This is a genomic window from uncultured Slackia sp. (genome assembly GCF_959608125.1).
Taxonomy (GTDB): domain Bacteria; phylum Actinomycetota; class Coriobacteriia; order Coriobacteriales; family Eggerthellaceae; genus Slackia.
This window is the reverse complement of sequence record NZ_CAUHPG010000001.1, coordinates 157,567-172,502: the sequence shown is the minus strand read 5'-3', so window position 1 is coordinate 172,502 and position 14,936 is coordinate 157,567. Positions and strand designations below refer to the sequence as shown.

The window sequence follows — 14,936 nt, the reverse complement described above, 5'->3', positions numbered from 1 at the left end:
ATGCTTCCGGGGCGGAAATCGCGGTGCCTGCGGCCGCCAAGGGCAAGTATCTGAAGGCGGTCGCCACGAGCGGCGCTTCGTCCGTCGAAACGGTTTTCGAAAAGCCCGTGATCGACGGGGCGTCGCTTGCCGCGCTGGTCAAGAAGCTCGAAGACAAGTATTACGTTCCGGAACTCTTGTATAGCGAGAACGGCGGCAATATCAACGAGGTGCTGTCCGCCAAAATCGAGGAACTGGGCTTCAGCGGCGTTTCCGTTCGCGTGAAGGCGGTCGAGTTCTCCCAGACCGACCCCCAGGCCGAAGTGGGCATTTCCTCGGCCGACGATGCCACGAACGGCGCCGTGACGTATTTCTGCATCGACCCCAATGCGTATGCAGGCTACAACATCGACTCCTTGCGATCGGCCAAGGTGACTTTCGAGCTTGCCCAGCAGGGCGAGACCGTCGATTACCGTCCCAACAAGGCCGTGATGGTTCCGTGGAACCAGGCGAAGCTGGCCGAGTTGCTCCAGAAGGCGGCGGAAGAGGTCGCCATCGGCTACGCGCAGGGCGATACGGCCGATTCCGTGACGGGCGACTTGACGCTGCCGCACCGCGCGGGCGCGAAGTCGAAATATCTCCTGACGTGGGAATCCGATTCCGAACGCATCGCTGTTCAGAGGCCCGGATTCTCCGACTACACGGGCAAGGTGTCCAGGTCCGCCTCCGACGAGACCGTGAATCTGACGGTGCACGCCGCGCTCAACGCGGGCGGTCCCGAGGGCCTTTCGGCCTCCAAGACGTTTACCGTGGTGGTGAAGGGCGACCCTCAGAAGGTCGAGGAGGATCGCAAGGAACTCGCGCAGAAGCTCGATGACGCGTTCAAGCCCGAATCGCTCGAGTACTCCGAAAACGGCGCTTCCGCCGTCGACCCGTCGAAGGTGACGGGCGACCTTCGACTGCCGACGGCGCGCCAAATCGGCGTGGACGGAAAATACTATCCGGTCACGTATACGGCCGATTCCGATGCCATCGTGGTGAACGGCTATCGCGCCAACGTGTATCGAGGCCTGCCCGGCACCGAGCCGGTGAAGGTGAAGCTGACGGCCGCCGTTGAAAGCGCGTCTAATGCCGCCGTGTCGGCCGCCAAAACGATCGAAGTGACGGTCCTGCCTCTCAAGGCCGCCGAAATCGACGCCGAGGTCGCGCTGATGGATGCGGCGGTCGCAGGCTATGCGCCGGCCATCCTGAACGGCCAGCCCGCCGATGCGGTGACGGGGGATCTGCATTCTTTCCAGAAGGCGTATCGCGCAAGCGATGGCTCTGTCGCGTGGTCGTACGACGTTCACGACAACGCCCCCGACGGCATCGTGCCTGACGATCTTCCGAACGCGTCCGAACAGGCGGGCTATCGTACGTTCAAATCGAGCGTTCCCTCTGTCGTTAAGCACGAGAATCTGCACGTCTCCCAGCCGGAATACAACACGAAGGTCACGGTAAGCTCGCGCCTTAAGAGCGAGGCGTTCGCCCGCTATGCCGAGCGCTATGCATCCGATCCTGCGTGGGGCTCGAAGTTCGCGCAGCTCGCGGACCGCGACGTTTCGACGAGCTTCACGGTGCTCGGCACCTCGGGCGTCGACAACCCGAAGGTCACGGCGACGCTTTCCGTGGTGGGAGAAGACGCCCAGGGCAACCCGCAGACGTGGGCCGCGGCCGATACGTACACGCTCGACACCGGAGCCACGGCGGCCGACCTTTCCATGGCGGCGTTCAAAGCCACGGGCCTGAAGGCCGACTACGGCACGAGCGAATACGGCTGGTTCCTCAATACGATCACGTCCCCCTTCGACGGCCGCGTGCTCGGCTGGGACCAGTCCACGGGCAAGTTCTGGCAGCTGTTCGTCAACGGCGTGTCTTCCGATTTGGGGGCGAGCGGCGTCGTTTTGCAGCCGGGCGATTCGGTGGTGTGGTCGTATTCGACCGACGGCTCGCAGCCTCCCGTCGAGGAAGTGTCGGTCAGCGCTGCGGTCTACGGCAAGAACGCCGCGGGCGATCGCGAAACCTGGGCTCCTTCGACGAGCTTCACGATGAAGCGCGGCGCCACGGCGGCCGAGCTGTCCGACGCCCTGTTCGCCCAGGCAGGCTTGAAGACCGATACGGGCATGGGTTCGTACGGCTGGTTCCTCAACAGCATAGCCTCGCCCTTCGACGGCCGCGTGCTGGGATGGAACGAAGCCACGGGAGATTACTGGCAGCTGTTCGTCAACGGCGTGTATTCGCAGCTCGGTGCGGGAAGCGTCGTGCTGCAGCCCGGCGATACGGTGACGTGGGTCTACGGCTCCGATGAATCGATGACCCCCGAAGGCAAGGTGTCCGCGACGATCGACGTCATGGGCGAAGACGCCAACGGCGTCGCCCAGCGCTGGGCCGCTCCCGCGAGCTTCGAGCTCGACGAGGGCGCCACGGCGGCCGACCTGTCCGAGGCCCTGTTCGCCCAGGCGGGCCTTAAGGCCGATTACGGCACGGGCGCCTACGGCTGGTATCTCAGCACGATCACGTCTCCCTTCGACGGCCGCGTGCTGGGATGGGACGAGGCCACGGGCAAATACTGGTGCCTCTATGTGAACGGCGTGCAGTCCGAAATGGGCGCCGGCGGCGTGGTGCTTGCCGAAGGCGACACGGTGAGCTGGTGCTACACCACCTACGGCGCCGAGCTGCCCGATGCCGACGATATCGTGATCGATCCGTCCGCCCCGCGTCCCGACTACAAGGGCGAGCATGCCATGTTCGGCGGCTCCACGCAGGGCGGCAATGTCACGCAGGCCCCCACGCCTACGGCCGGTACGCAGCTGAACTGGGAGTATGAGTTCGGCGAAGGTCTAAAGAGCGGATCGGACCCGCTGATCGTGAACGGCGACCTGTATGTGGTCGCAGGCACCGCGTTGCGCGTGCTCGACGCGAAGACGGGCGTCGAAAAGGCCCGCACGTCGATCGGCGCGCGGGCGGGCTATTTCTGCCGTCCCGCCTATGCGGGCGGCATCGTGATCGTGCCGCGCGAAGACGGAAGCCTCGCCGCCTTCACGGCCGACACGCTGACGTGCGTGTGGATCAGCGATGCTCTGGGCGCGCTCGAGGCGCGCGCGGGCAATCAGTACCAGGCTCTTTCGACGCTCACGGTGAACGGCGATTACGTCTACGCCGGCTTCACTATGGCGGGCAGCTTGGGCGCGTCGATGGACCTGTCGGTCGCGGGCGCGCTGGTGTGCGTCGATACGAAGGACGGCCGCGTGGTGTGGACGAAGATGTCCGACGCGGCCCAGACGGGCGAAGCCGCAGGCTACTACTGGGCAGGCGCTGCCGCTTCGGGCGACGATATCGTGATCGGCGACGAGTCGGGCACGGTGTCGTTGATCGACGGATCGACCGGCGACGTGCTTTCGAGCGTTTCCGGGCTCGGCGGCGCCGTGCGCGCCGGCGTGATTTCGGTTCCGGGCGATGCTGACACGCTGCTGGCCGTGTCGCGCGATAACGGCACGCTGCACAAGATCGCGCGCGAGGGCGACCGCCTGGCGCTGAAGGCGTCGGTTCCGTTCGCCAAGGAGTCCACGTCGACGCCTGCGGTGGCAGGCGGCAAGGCGTTCGTCTGCGGCGTGGACGCCCAGGGCTACGGCACCGTTTCGGCGATCGACCTGGCCTCCATGACGGTCGTTGCCACCGCGCGCGGCGGCAACGGCAAAGCGCAGGCGGCGCCGCTGGTCTCGATGACGGGCGGCAAGACGTACGTCTATTTCACCTGCAACGGCCGACCGGGCGGCGTGTATGCGTACTGTTTGGAAGACGACGCGGTGACGCAGATCTATGTGCCCGAAGAGGGCCGTCAGCAGTATTCCACCTCCACGGTGGTGGCCGACGCCCAGGGCAACCTGTACTATGCCAACGATTCGGGCGTGCTGTTCTCGCTTGCAGGCGCCGAGTCGTGGAAGGTGACGTTCGATTCGTGCGGCGGCAGCGCCGTGAACGCGGCGTTCGTGGCGAAGGGCCGCGCCCTTGCGCGCCCGGCCGATCCGACGCGCGACGGCTTCGTGTTCGACGGCTGGTATGCCGATGCGGCATATGAGCAGGCGTGGGACTTCGCCACGGCTCCTTCGGCAGACATGACGCTTTACGCGAAATGGACGCCTGTCGAGCAGGGCGGTCAGAACGCGCCGTCCGCGGGCGGCGCGCTGAACGCTTCGACGGGCGCGTCTTCGTCCGCGGGCATCGCGCAGACGGTGCTTGCGGGCAAGACGGTGCTGTCGGCGGCGGGCGCTCCCGTCCAGGCCGCTTCTGCCGCTGCGGCCGTCGAGGCCGATGAGGCGGTTGCGGAGGCGTTCGTTTCGTCGCAGGGCGCTGCTGCGAAGGCGTCTTCGGCGGCATCCGACGCCGCCCAGCCCGAGCAGGGCGGCTCGATGCCGTGGTGGCCGTTCGTCGGCCTTGCCGTGGGCGTGTGCGGCCTTGCGGTCGCCATCGCCTGGGCCATGAAGACGAGGAAGAACGACGGAAGGTAGCCGTATGCAAGACCATAAGACCGGTCGAAACGACGCGCAGGGCGGCGGACGCGATTCCGCCGCCGCAGCGGCGCTCCATGTGGGCGCCCCTGCCGATGAAACCGCCGCGATGCCCGCCGAGCGCGTCGAGCGCGCGCCGCGCAACGTGCGCGCCCAACGCATCGGCATCGCCGTGGTGGCGGTGCTTTCCGCCCTGCTGATCGGCGTTTCGGCCTTTTCGCTCGCGGGCGGCGGGTCGTCCGACGAACGCGAGATGGCGGCCGAGGCCCCTGCGGCCTTCGAGTCCGCGGTCGAGACGGGCGAAGACGAGACCGCCGCTCCCGACGAGGACGCGTCGGACGCATCGCATGAGGTCGAAGGCGACGCCGCCGATTCCGCGTCGGCGAGCGCGCCGCAGGCTTCGGCCGAGGCGTCTCAGCCTGCGGCGGTCGCGACCGTCCAACCCGCTCCTGCGCCGCAGTCGCAGTCTTCGGCGAGCGAGCCTCCCGCCGCGCGCATGGTGAACGTGACGGTGACGGTGGATTCCTCGATCGTGGGCAACCCCGTTTCCGGGTCGGGTTCGTTCTCGCTACCCCAGGGCTCGACGGTCTATGACGCGTTGTGCCAGCTGACCACGCCGAACGGCGGTCCGAACTACGTGCGCGCCATCGGCGGCCTCGCCGAGTTCGACCACGGCAGCCAGAGCGGCTGGAAGTACTCCGTCAACGGGGTGGACCCCTCGGTGGCGTGCGGGTCGTATGTGCTCTCCGACGGCGACGTCGTGGCGTGGCGCTACGTGACCTCGATCAACGGCTAGCTGCAAGCCGGCGAAGGGCGGATTTTCCGTCTTTCGCCGGTCCCGCGCATCGTGCGGGCGTTTCGGCGGAAAGAGAAGAAGGGAATGCGCATCCTCTTATGCACCACGCGTTTTCGTCCTACCATCCCGCGGCGGCGTTCTCGTTCATCGTGAGCGCGGCGTTGCTTTCCATGGCCGCCATGCATCCCGTGTACGTGGCGCTTTCGCTCGCGGGCGCGCTCGCTGCATCGATCGTGCTGCGCGGCGCTCGTCGAACCGCGCGTTCTCTGACGTGGGTAGCACCGATGTGTGCGATCATGGCTTGCGCGAACCCGCTATTCTCCGCATCGGGCTCGACCGAGCTCTTTCGCGTCGGCGGCCTGGTCGTCTATGTCGAATCGGTCGTCTACGGCCTGTGCTCGGGCGGCATGTTCGCGGCGGTCTTTCTGTGGTTCGCTTCGTATGCCCGCTGTATGACCAGCGAGAATTCGCTCGCGTTGCTTGGCAATGTCGCGCCGACGGTGACGCTCATGGCGTCGCAGGTGCTGCGTTTGGTTCCGCAATTCGTTTCGCGCGGCGCCTCGGTGGCCGCCGTGCAGGATGCGGCGAGCGCCGCCGCCCCTGTCACGAAACGCGATGCGGCACAGGGCCGTTTCCGCATCGTATCGGTGCTGATGGAGTGGGGGATGGAGGACGGCATCGGCCGGACCGACGCCATGCGGGCCCGCGGCTACGGCTGCGGGGCGCGTCGCAGCACGTATAGGCGCTATCGCTTCGGATCGACCGACGCCGCGCTGACGGGGCTGATCGTCGCCTTGGCGGCGTTGAATGCGGGCCTGATCGCGGCCGCGTGTGCGGCTTATGAGTTCTATCCCGTGATGACCCCGCTGCATATGCAGGCGGGCTATGCGGCCTATGCCGCGTTTTTGGCGATTCCTATCGTGCTGCAGGCGAAGGAGTGGTGGCAGTGGCGTTCATTGAAGTAGAAGGCTATTCCTTCGCGTATCCGCCTGCGGAAGGGCGGCCGTCCCGTTCGCGGACTGGGCTCGACGGTCCCGTATGGGTCGTGCGCGACGTGGGCTTTCAGGTGGAAGAGGGCGATTTCTGCGTGATCGTGGGTTCGACCGGCTGCGGCAAGACCACGTTGCTGCGCAGCCTGAAGCCCGAGCTTTCGCCCGTGGGAACGCGCGCCGGGTCCGTGCGCGTGGCGGGGCGCGCCCTTGTGGAAGGCGGCGAAGTCGTGCACGGCTTCACGCCGCTGGAAAGCGCGTCTTCGATCGGGTATGTGATGCAGGACCCCGGCGCCCAGATCGTCTGCGATACCGTGTGGCACGAGCTCGCCTTCGGGCTTGAAAATCTCGGCATTCCGCAGGACGAGATGCGCCGTCGCGTGGCGGAGGTCGCCCATTTCTTCGGCATCGAGCCGTGGGTGCGCAGCGATGTCGAATCGTTGTCGGGCGGCCAACAGCAGCTGGTCAACCTGGCGGCCGTGCTGGCGTTGCGCCCGCAACTTCTGCTGCTCGACGAGCCGACCGCTCAACTCGACCCCAACGCGCTTAAGCGCTTCCTGTTCATGCTTGCGCGCGTGAATAAAGAGCTCGGCATCACGGTGGTCATGGCGACTCATGCTCCCGAAGATGTGTCCGCGTACGCGACGCGCGTGATCGAGCTGCGGCCTTTGGGCGCGGCCGCGTCGCGCGAAGAGGCGGAAGCGAAGGTCGCTCCGCGCAGGAGGGCGCGCCGCGAGGAATTGGCGTCGGCGGGGGCTGCGATCGAGGTCCGCGACGCGTTCGTGCGTTATGGCCGCCAGGCGCCTTGGGTGCTGCGCGGCATGGATCTGCGAGTTCGCCGCGGCAGCGTGCATGCGCTCGTGGGAGGTAACGGATGCGGCAAATCGACGCTGCTCAAGCTGATGGCAGGCATCCTGCGTCCGCAGCGAGGCAGCGTGAAAAACGCGTTGGCGGGTTCGCAGGCCTTGATGCCGCAAGACCCCAAGGCCCTGTTCGTGTGCGACAGCGTGGCCGAAGAATTGCACGAGTGGAGCGCGCGCTGCGGCTACGGCGAAGACGACGAGGCCGAGGCGCTGCGTCGTTTCGGGCTCGCGCAGCATGCCGCGCAGCATCCTTATGATTTGTCGGGCGGCCAGCAGCAGAAGCTCGCTTTCGCGAAATTGCTGCTCACGGGTGCGCGTCTGCTGTTTTTGGACGAACCCACCAAGGGCCTGGATCCTGCGTCGTGCGCCGATGCGTCGCGCATCGTGCGCACGCTGGCCGACGAGGGGCGCACGGTCGTCATCGTCACGCATGATCTCGATTTCGCGTTGGTGACAGCCGACGAGGTGTCGATGCTTTTCGACGGCGAGATGGCCTGCACCGAAGGCGCGGAAGAATTCTTCGCGAACAACCTGGTCTATCGTCCGAACGTGCAGGCGCGTCTGTTCGGGGAGGTCTAGATGGGCGCACGAAAGCATGCGGCGCAGACGTCCGAGGCGTCTGCTGCCCGCGCGCCGGGCCGTCTGCGGCTGCGCGTTTTCCCCCTTCTTGCCGAAGCGTTCGCCGTGGGCGCGGTGCCTGCGGCGCTTATAGCCTGCGCCTGGTGCGGCGTCGAACAGACGGCGCTTGCGAGCATGGTCGTGGTGGCTTGCGCGCTGCTGCTGTTCTTCGCGGGCTACGAGGCAAGCCGCCCGCGTTTGCGCGACATCATGCCCGTGGCGGTGCTCGCCGCGCTCGCTGCGGCGGGCCGCATCCTGTTCGCTCCGTTTCCGAGCTTCAAGCCCGTGTCGGCCATCGCGATCATCGCCGGCGCCGTGTTCGGGCGGCGCAGCGGCTTTTTAGTGGGCGCGCTTGCGGCCCTGGCTTCGAATTTCTTCTTCGGGCAAGGACCTTGGACCCCTTGGCAGATGTATGCATGGGGCATGATCGGCTACGGAGCAGGGCTGCTTGCCCAGGCGGGGTTCGAGAAAAGCCTTCCGGTCATGTGCTGCTACGGGTTCGCGTCGGGGTTCGGTTACGGTCTCGTCTTGAACACGTGGAGCATCGTGGGATTCTTCCATCCCCAAAGCATCGTCCAGGCATTGGCCGTTTATGCGGCGGCATTGCCGCTCGATACGGTGCATGCAGCGGCCACCGTCGCGTTTCTCTTGGCTCTGTATGCGCCCTGGCGGCGCAAGCTGACGCGTATAGGGCGTAAATACGCCCTTGGCGACCGATCGACGTGATATGGTGTGACGCATCGAGGCGGCGTCATCATCCGCAGGGCCTCGGAATGCCATAAGAAGGAAAATCGGTCGTTCGAGGCCCGATACGGCAAGGAGCGAAGGCAATGACGGAAATAGTCATCGGAGGGTTCGTCGCGGCGGCGTGCCTGATATCGGCAGTCATCCTCTTTTCGGGGCATGGCGTATTCATGGTCGCCACGCTGAACCGCATGGATCCCGCCGAGCGCGAGGCGTCCTACGACGTGCCGCGTGCCTGCAGGATCACGGGCGTGTTCGCGGCGGTCGCGGGCGTTTCCGTCCTCGTCTTCATCGCGTTAAGGTATGTTGCGCTGACGAGCGGCCTGCCCGATGTCGTGATGTCCGCATATACTGTCGTCATGTTCGCGGCCATCGTCTTGTCTCTTGTTTGGAGCGTGTCGCGCATCGAAAGCCGCTGCAGAATACAGACGCATGGGAAGAAGAAGTCGAAGAAGAAGGCGCGGTAGGGCGCCGTCTGCGGCCGGACTCGATGTGCCGGCCGTCGTGCATGAAGGTCTTCGTTATGCGTTATTTGATGCGTTATAGCTTAAATTCAACCGTCGATTTCCTGTTTTCGTGCATGTTACACGATACATTCCGTATCAATATCGCGCTTTAGTGTGCTAGACTGAGGCGCATTGTCGAGATGCGGGCATGAGCGCCGACACCGATCGCCCTCGGGCGATTTTTCGTGTCGCCTGCACGGTTCGGAAAGGCGTTCGCCTGCCGCGTCTTCGACGTATCGGCCGTATCGCACGAAAGGGGGCGTCTATGTCGTCTGAATCCGAGGCTATGAGCTTCGAAACCGAAGGAATGCATGTCGACGAATCGGAGAAGCGGGGTTTGTGGCCGCTTACGGTTATCTGGATCAGCAATGCGTTCAACGTTTCGACGCTTATGACGGGCGCGGCCCTCGGCGCGGCGCTTACCTTGGGCGATAGCTTCATCGCTGCTTTCGTCGGCTTCGGTATCATCACGGCCTACATGGTGCTTGTCGCCATGCAGTCTTCCGACTTGGGTCTTCCCACCTCGGCGCTTTCCACTGCGGCATTGGGCAAGACGGGCGGGCGCTATCTGATCAGCATCGTCGTGGGCCTGGCGCTCATCGGTTGGTTCGGCGTGCAGACGGCCGTATGCGGCTCGTCGTTTTCCATCGCTCTTGCCGAAATCACCGGCTTCGAGATTCCTGTCTGGGTATCGTCGGTGGTGCTGGGCGGCTTGATGCTGGTCACGGCGGTGTTCGGCTTCGACGGCGTGAAATGGGTCAACTACATCGCGTTGCCGCTGCTGTTCATCATCTGCATGTACGGCCTGGTCGTGTCCGTTTCGGGTGCGGGTGTCGACAGCGTGTTCGACTACGTTCCCGCCGAAGGCATGGGCTTGGTCGCAGGCATCAATATCTCCGTCGGCCTGTTCGCGCTCGGCGGTGCCACCATCGGCGATTTCACCCGTTATGCGAAAAGCCGTCGCGACGCCGTGATATCTTCGGCGGCGGGCGTGTGGCCCGCAAACGTCGTCGTGATGATGATCGGCGCGGTGCTTGCCATCGTGGTTCCCGAGTCGGGCGGCGATATCACGCTGATCATGGCGGGCCTCGGCCTGGCGGTGGTCGGCATGGTGGCGCTTGTGGCAAGCACGTGGACCGTCAATGTGAGCAATGCTTATTCGGCAGGCCTGGCTTTCGCGGTCATGCTCGGCAAGGGCGAACGCGGCTACAAGATTTCAACCATCGCGTCGGGCGCGATCGGCATCGTGCTGGCGGCGATAGGCATCATGGACCATTTCACGTTCTTCCTTACGCTGCTCTCGGCCATGATTCCGGCGCTGGCGGGCTCCATGATCGCCGACTACTGGCTGGTGCGCAAGGCGCGTCCCGAGAACTTCAAGCCGCTCGACGGCGTGTCGATTCCCGGCATCGTGAGCTTCGTGGTCGGTGCCGTGGTGGCTATGATCACGGGCGGCACGTTCGCGGGCACCGCGCTCGCGTTCTTGGACATTCCGTTTTTGCTCGGGCCCGTCAACGGTATCGTGGTTTCCATGGCGCTGTACGTTCTTATCTACAAGGCCATGAAGCTGCCGTCGTTCGACGGTCCCATCCAGATCAAGACCCCGCAGCGTTAGACGGGCGTCGTTATTGAGGAAACCGGGCGTCCGTGCGTGCGCGGGCGCCTTCGGCATGTAAGGAAAAGGTTCGCTCTGCGGGGCGGACGAAGAAGGAAAGGATATCGACGTGCGCACGATAGGTTTGGAAGATATCGACGATATCGCGCTCGGTTCGTCGCTCCTCGGTTCGGGAGGCGGAGGCGATCCGTATATGGGCCGCCTCGAGGCCATTGCCGCCGTGAAGGAGCATGGTCCCGTGACGCTGCTCGACCCCGATGAGGTTCCCGACGATTGGACGGTCGCTCCCATCTGCGGCGTGGGCGCGCCGAGCGTTTCTCTCGAGAAGGGCACCAACGGCATCGAGTATCCGAAGGTGCGCGCGATGATGGAGCGCATGCTCGGCAAGAAGCTCGATGCGTTTCTGCTGTCCGAGGCCGGCGGCATGAATTCCATGATTCCGATCAGCGCGGCGGCGCGCGCGGGACTTCCTCTGGTCAATGCGGACGGCATGGGCCGAGCATTTCCCGGCATCCAGCAGGATACGTTCACGCTCAACGGCGTGTCCACCAACCCGTTCATCATCGCCGATGAAAAGGGGAACTGCACTGTTCTCTACACCATCGATAACGACTGGACCGAATCGATCGGCCGAGAAATCACCACGGCTTCGGGCGGACAAGTGACCACGCTTGCTTCGCCGATGACGGGCGCGAAGATGAAGACGAGCGTCGTATCCGGTACGGTCGACTATGCTCAGAAGCTCGGTCGCGTCATCCGTACCGCGTCCGACGCCGAAGGCGAAGAGCCCGAGGCGTATTTCCTGCGCGAAAGCGGCGCGCTGCGCTTCTTCAAGGGCAAGATCTGCGACGTGCTGCGAGAAACGCGCGAAGGCTTCAACTTCGGCAAGGTGACGCTCGAGGGAATCGCGGAAGACAAGGGCCGCGAGGCGGTGGTCGAGTTCCAGAACGAGAACATCTACGCCGAGGTCGACGGCGAAATCGTCGCCACGGTTCCCGACCTGATCTGCCTGGTCGATTCCGAGACGTTCGTTCCTGTTACCACCGAGAACCTCAAGTACGGCAAGCGCGTGCTGGTCGTCGGCCTGCCGTGCGATCCGGCATGGCGTACTGAAGGCGGCCTCGAGCTTGCCGGTCCGCGCTGGTTCGGGCTGGATATCGATTACGTGCCGGTGGAAGACCGCGCGTCTGCAAGGGGGACCAATGCGTAAGCTGGGCATACAGGATATCGAAGAGATCGCTCTCGGCGCGGCGCTTCTGGGCGCGGGCGGCGGAGGCGACCCGTACATCGGCAAATTGACCGCTATCGGCGCGGTGAAGGAATGCGGCGAGGTCACGCTGATCGACGTGGATGAGCTCGACGACGATGCCGTGGTGGTTCCCGTGGCGTCGGTCGGCGCTCCCACGATTTTGACCGAGAAAGCCGTCGGCAACAACGAATTCGCCAAGCTGCTCGACATGATAGAGACCTACTACGGAAAGAAGGCGACCGCCGTCATGCCGATCGAGGCGGGCGGTGTGAACTCCATGCTGCCGATCGCTGCGGCGGCGCGTCTCGGCCTTCCCATGGTGGACGTGGACGGCATGGGCCGTGCGTTCCCCGAAATCCAGATGGTCACGTTCACCATCGGCGGCCAGAGCGCAAGCCCGATGATCTTCATCGACGAGAAGGGCAACCTGGGCCTGATGGAGACGGTTACCAACAAATGGGTCGAAACCGTGTGCCGCGCGGGCTGCACCGCATGCGGCGGATCGGTGCTGAGCGTCGAGTACGTCATGGAGGCGCGCGTCGTCAAGGAATTCGGCGTGAAGGGCATCGTGACGCGTTCGCAGGAGCTCGGGCGTACGATCAGAGCGATCAAGAATTGTCCCGAAGGCATGACGCCCGAGCAGTACTTCCTCGAATACACCCAGGGCCATCGTCTGTTCAAGGGCAAGATCGCCGACTTGGTGCGCGAGACGCGCGGCGGTTTCAATTTCGGCCGCGTGATGCTCGACGGCATCGGCGAGGACAAGGGTCGCAATGCGTTCGTCGAATTCCAGAACGAGAATCTCGCCTGCACCGTCGAGGGCGAGATCGTTGCCACGACTCCCGACTTGATCTGCCTGGTGGATACGGAGACGTTCATGCCCATTCCCACCGATGCGCTCAAGTACGGCAAGCGTGTGCTGGCCGTGGGGCTGCCATGTTTCCATCTGTGGCGTACCCCCGAGGGCCTCGAGCTCGCGGGACCGCGCTATTTCGGCCTCGACACCGACTATATCCCCGTCGAGGAGCGTTGCAAGAAATAGCGTCGAAACGAGGCGTATCGGCGCCTTGCATTCGATCGGATGACGCGCCTTTCGGGGCGTTTCGAAAGAGGAGGAACCAATGTATAAACTCGGTATCGACGTCGGAGGCACGAACACCGACGCGGTCTTGATCGATGAGAATCTCGATGTGGTGGCTGCCATCAAGAACCCTACGTCGGGCGATATCTACGAAGGCATCATGGGCGCGGTCGACGCCGTCCTGGCTGCGAGCGGCGTCGATCCGGCGCAGATCGGCCAGGCGATGCTCGGCACCACGCAGTGCACCAACGCTATCGTCGAGCGCAAGGGCCTGGCTCCCATCGCCATCCTGCGTATCGGCGCGCCTGCATCGGTGGGCATTCCCCCGATGGTCGACTGGGCCGACGACATCGCGGCCGTCGCGGTGGATTCCGCCATTATCGGCGGCGGCTTCGAGTATGACGGCAAGCGCCTCGCCGAATTCGACGAAGCGGCGTGCCGTTCGTTCTTCGAGGGCGTGAAGGGCAAAGTCGGCGCCGTGGCGATCAGCTGCGTGTTCTCTAGCGTCCGCAACGACGACGAGCTTGCCGCCGCGCAGATCGCGCGCGAGGTGCTCGGCGAAGACGTCCACGTGTCCATTTCGTCCGAAATCGGCTCCATGGGTTTGGTCGAGCGAGAAAACGCCACCATTCTCAACGCTGCTCTTCATGAGGTCGCCAAGCGCTTCACCGAAGGCTTCGCGAAAAGCCTCGCCGAACGCGGCATCACGAACGCCGACGTGTACCTGTCTCAGAACGACGGCACGCTCATGACCATCGAGCACGCTCGCCAGTATCCGATCCTCACCATCGCATGCGGCCCCACCAATTCCATCCGCGGCGCAAGCTATCTGTCCAAGATGGAAGACGCCATCGTTATCGACGTGGGCGGCACCACCACCGACCTGGGCGTTCTGCAGAGCGGATTCCCGCGCGAAAGCGGCGTGGCGGTGACGATCGGCGGCGTGCGCACGAACTTCCGCATGCCCGACGTCATCTCGATCGGTCTGGGCGGCGGCTCCATCGTGCGCGAGCATGAAGACGGCCGCGTCACCGTGGGTCCTGATTCGGTGGGCTACGAGATTACCAAGCACGCGCTCGTTTTCGGCGGCGACGTCATGACGGCCACCGATATCGCGGTGCGTCTGGGCATGGCCGAGGTGGGCGACGCTTCCAAGGTCGCGCATATCGACGAGGCCTTCGCCAATAAGGCGCTCGACGCCATGCGCGAGCTGGTGGAAGAGGGCATCGATATGATGAAGGTGTCCAATGACGACATCGACGCTATTCTGGTGGGCGGCGGCTGCATCATCCTGCCGACCGACCTGGCAGGCACGGCCGAATGCGTGAAGCCTGAGCACTCCGGCTGCGCCAATGCGATCGGCTCCGCCATTTCCAAGGTGAGCGGTACATACGAGGCGCTCGTCGATTACGACGTGACGCCGCGCGAGCAGGCTCTGGCCGCCGCCCGCGCTGCGGCCATCGACCAGGCGGTCGAGGCAGGCGCCATCCGCGAGACGGTGGAAATCATCGATTCCGAGGACGTACCCCTGCAGTACTATCCCGGCCACACCAACCGCGTGAAGGTGAAGGCGGCGGGCGATCTGGCGCAATAGCCGCGCCGCGCGCTCGAAGGAGGGCCTCCGGCTTCGTGTCGGAGGCCCTTTGGCTGTCGAGCGGCGCTTTGGGGCGTTCTTTGGAAAAAAGAGGCCGTTGCGGCCATTTTTTCGAGGGTTTGCCACGAATGGACGCGCTGCCCTGCTTTGGTGCGTCATTTTATTCTACATTTATCAATTAGATGAGTATTAAAGAGCATTCTGAAGTGATAATGGGGCGTCTTCGGGGCTTTGCGCGTGGCAGAGCTTCGATTTTTCGGCCTCATGTTGCTGATTTTTCCAAAATACCGGCGGCCGTTCTGTTGAAGCTGTAACGAATGGCTGCTGAAACGCGTCGCGTGCTTGCCTGCGGGTA

At 64.3% G+C, this 14,936-nt stretch carries 10 protein-coding genes; all 10 read left to right on the top strand.

The features are described from left to right. Positions 1 to 4,526 (top strand): DUF4430 domain-containing protein (locus Q6E04_RS00740; protein WP_303248933.1); only part of this gene is annotated, 4,526 nt, incomplete at its 5' end. A gap of 4 nt (positions 4,527 to 4,530) precedes the next feature. Beyond that, positions 4,531 to 5,322 carry a DUF4430 domain-containing protein gene (locus Q6E04_RS00735; RefSeq protein ID WP_303248932.1) on the top strand — a complete coding sequence of 264 codons (792 nt, stop codon included), beginning with the start codon at positions 4,531 to 4,533 and terminating at the stop codon, positions 5,320 to 5,322. A 98-nt stretch (positions 5,323 to 5,420) separates the two neighbouring features. After that, positions 5,421 to 6,287, top strand: a complete 867-nt coding sequence (locus Q6E04_RS00730; protein ID WP_303248931.1) for an energy-coupling factor transporter transmembrane protein EcfT — start codon at positions 5,421 to 5,423, stop codon at positions 6,285 to 6,287. Next, entirely contained in the window at positions 6,269 to 7,753 is a 1,485-nt protein-coding gene (locus Q6E04_RS00725) for an ABC transporter ATP-binding protein (protein ID WP_303248930.1), read from the top strand. The genes Q6E04_RS00730 and Q6E04_RS00725 overlap by 19 nt, the downstream gene beginning before the upstream one ends. Continuing rightward, positions 7,754 to 8,518, top strand: coding sequence for an ECF transporter S component (locus tag Q6E04_RS00720; RefSeq protein ID WP_303248929.1), 765 nt, complete (start codon positions 7,754 to 7,756; stop codon positions 8,516 to 8,518). 104 nt (positions 8,519 to 8,622) lie between these two features. After that, positions 8,623 to 9,003: a DUF3784 domain-containing protein gene (locus Q6E04_RS00715; protein ID WP_303248928.1), complete on the top strand. Its 381-nt coding sequence runs from the start codon at positions 8,623 to 8,625 to the stop codon at positions 9,001 to 9,003. A 304-nt stretch (positions 9,004 to 9,307) separates the two neighbouring features. Beyond that, the gene (locus tag Q6E04_RS00710; RefSeq protein WP_303248927.1) at positions 9,308 to 10,657 is read left to right on the top strand and encodes a cytosine permease; all 1,350 of its coding nucleotides are present in this window, start codon (positions 9,308 to 9,310) and stop codon (positions 10,655 to 10,657) included. 109 nt (positions 10,658 to 10,766) lie between these two features. Further along, a complete protein-coding gene (locus tag Q6E04_RS00705) occupies positions 10,767 to 11,867 on the top strand; it encodes a DUF917 domain-containing protein (RefSeq protein ID WP_303248926.1) in 1,101 nt (366 codons plus the stop codon). Next, positions 11,860 to 12,948 (top strand): DUF917 domain-containing protein, encoded by a 1,089-nt coding sequence (locus tag Q6E04_RS00700; RefSeq protein WP_303248925.1) that lies wholly within the window; start codon positions 11,860 to 11,862, stop codon positions 12,946 to 12,948. Before Q6E04_RS00705 ends, Q6E04_RS00700 begins: the two co-directional genes overlap by 8 nt. A gap of 79 nt (positions 12,949 to 13,027) precedes the next feature. After that, positions 13,028 to 14,581 carry a hydantoinase/oxoprolinase family protein gene (locus tag Q6E04_RS00695; RefSeq protein WP_303248924.1) on the top strand — a complete coding sequence of 518 codons (1,554 nt, stop codon included), beginning with the start codon at positions 13,028 to 13,030 and terminating at the stop codon, positions 14,579 to 14,581. Positions 14,582 to 14,936: the final 355 nt, after the last annotated feature.

Coding starts and splice junctions, on each gene's coding strand:
- Q6E04_RS00735 (WP_303248932.1), top strand. CDS start 4,531: ATGCAAGACCATAAGACCGGTCGAAACGACGCGCAGGGCGGCGGACGC.
- Q6E04_RS00730 (WP_303248931.1), top strand. CDS start 5,421: ATGCACCACGCGTTTTCGTCCTACCATCCCGCGGCGGCGTTCTCGTTC.
- Q6E04_RS00720 (WP_303248929.1), top strand. CDS start 7,754: ATGGGCGCACGAAAGCATGCGGCGCAGACGTCCGAGGCGTCTGCTGCC.
- Q6E04_RS00715 (WP_303248928.1), top strand. CDS start 8,623: ATGACGGAAATAGTCATCGGAGGGTTCGTCGCGGCGGCGTGCCTGATA.
- Q6E04_RS00710 (WP_303248927.1), top strand. CDS start 9,308: ATGTCGTCTGAATCCGAGGCTATGAGCTTCGAAACCGAAGGAATGCAT.
- Q6E04_RS00700 (WP_303248925.1), top strand. CDS start 11,860: ATGCGTAAGCTGGGCATACAGGATATCGAAGAGATCGCTCTCGGCGCG.
- Q6E04_RS00695 (WP_303248924.1), top strand. CDS start 13,028: ATGTATAAACTCGGTATCGACGTCGGAGGCACGAACACCGACGCGGTC.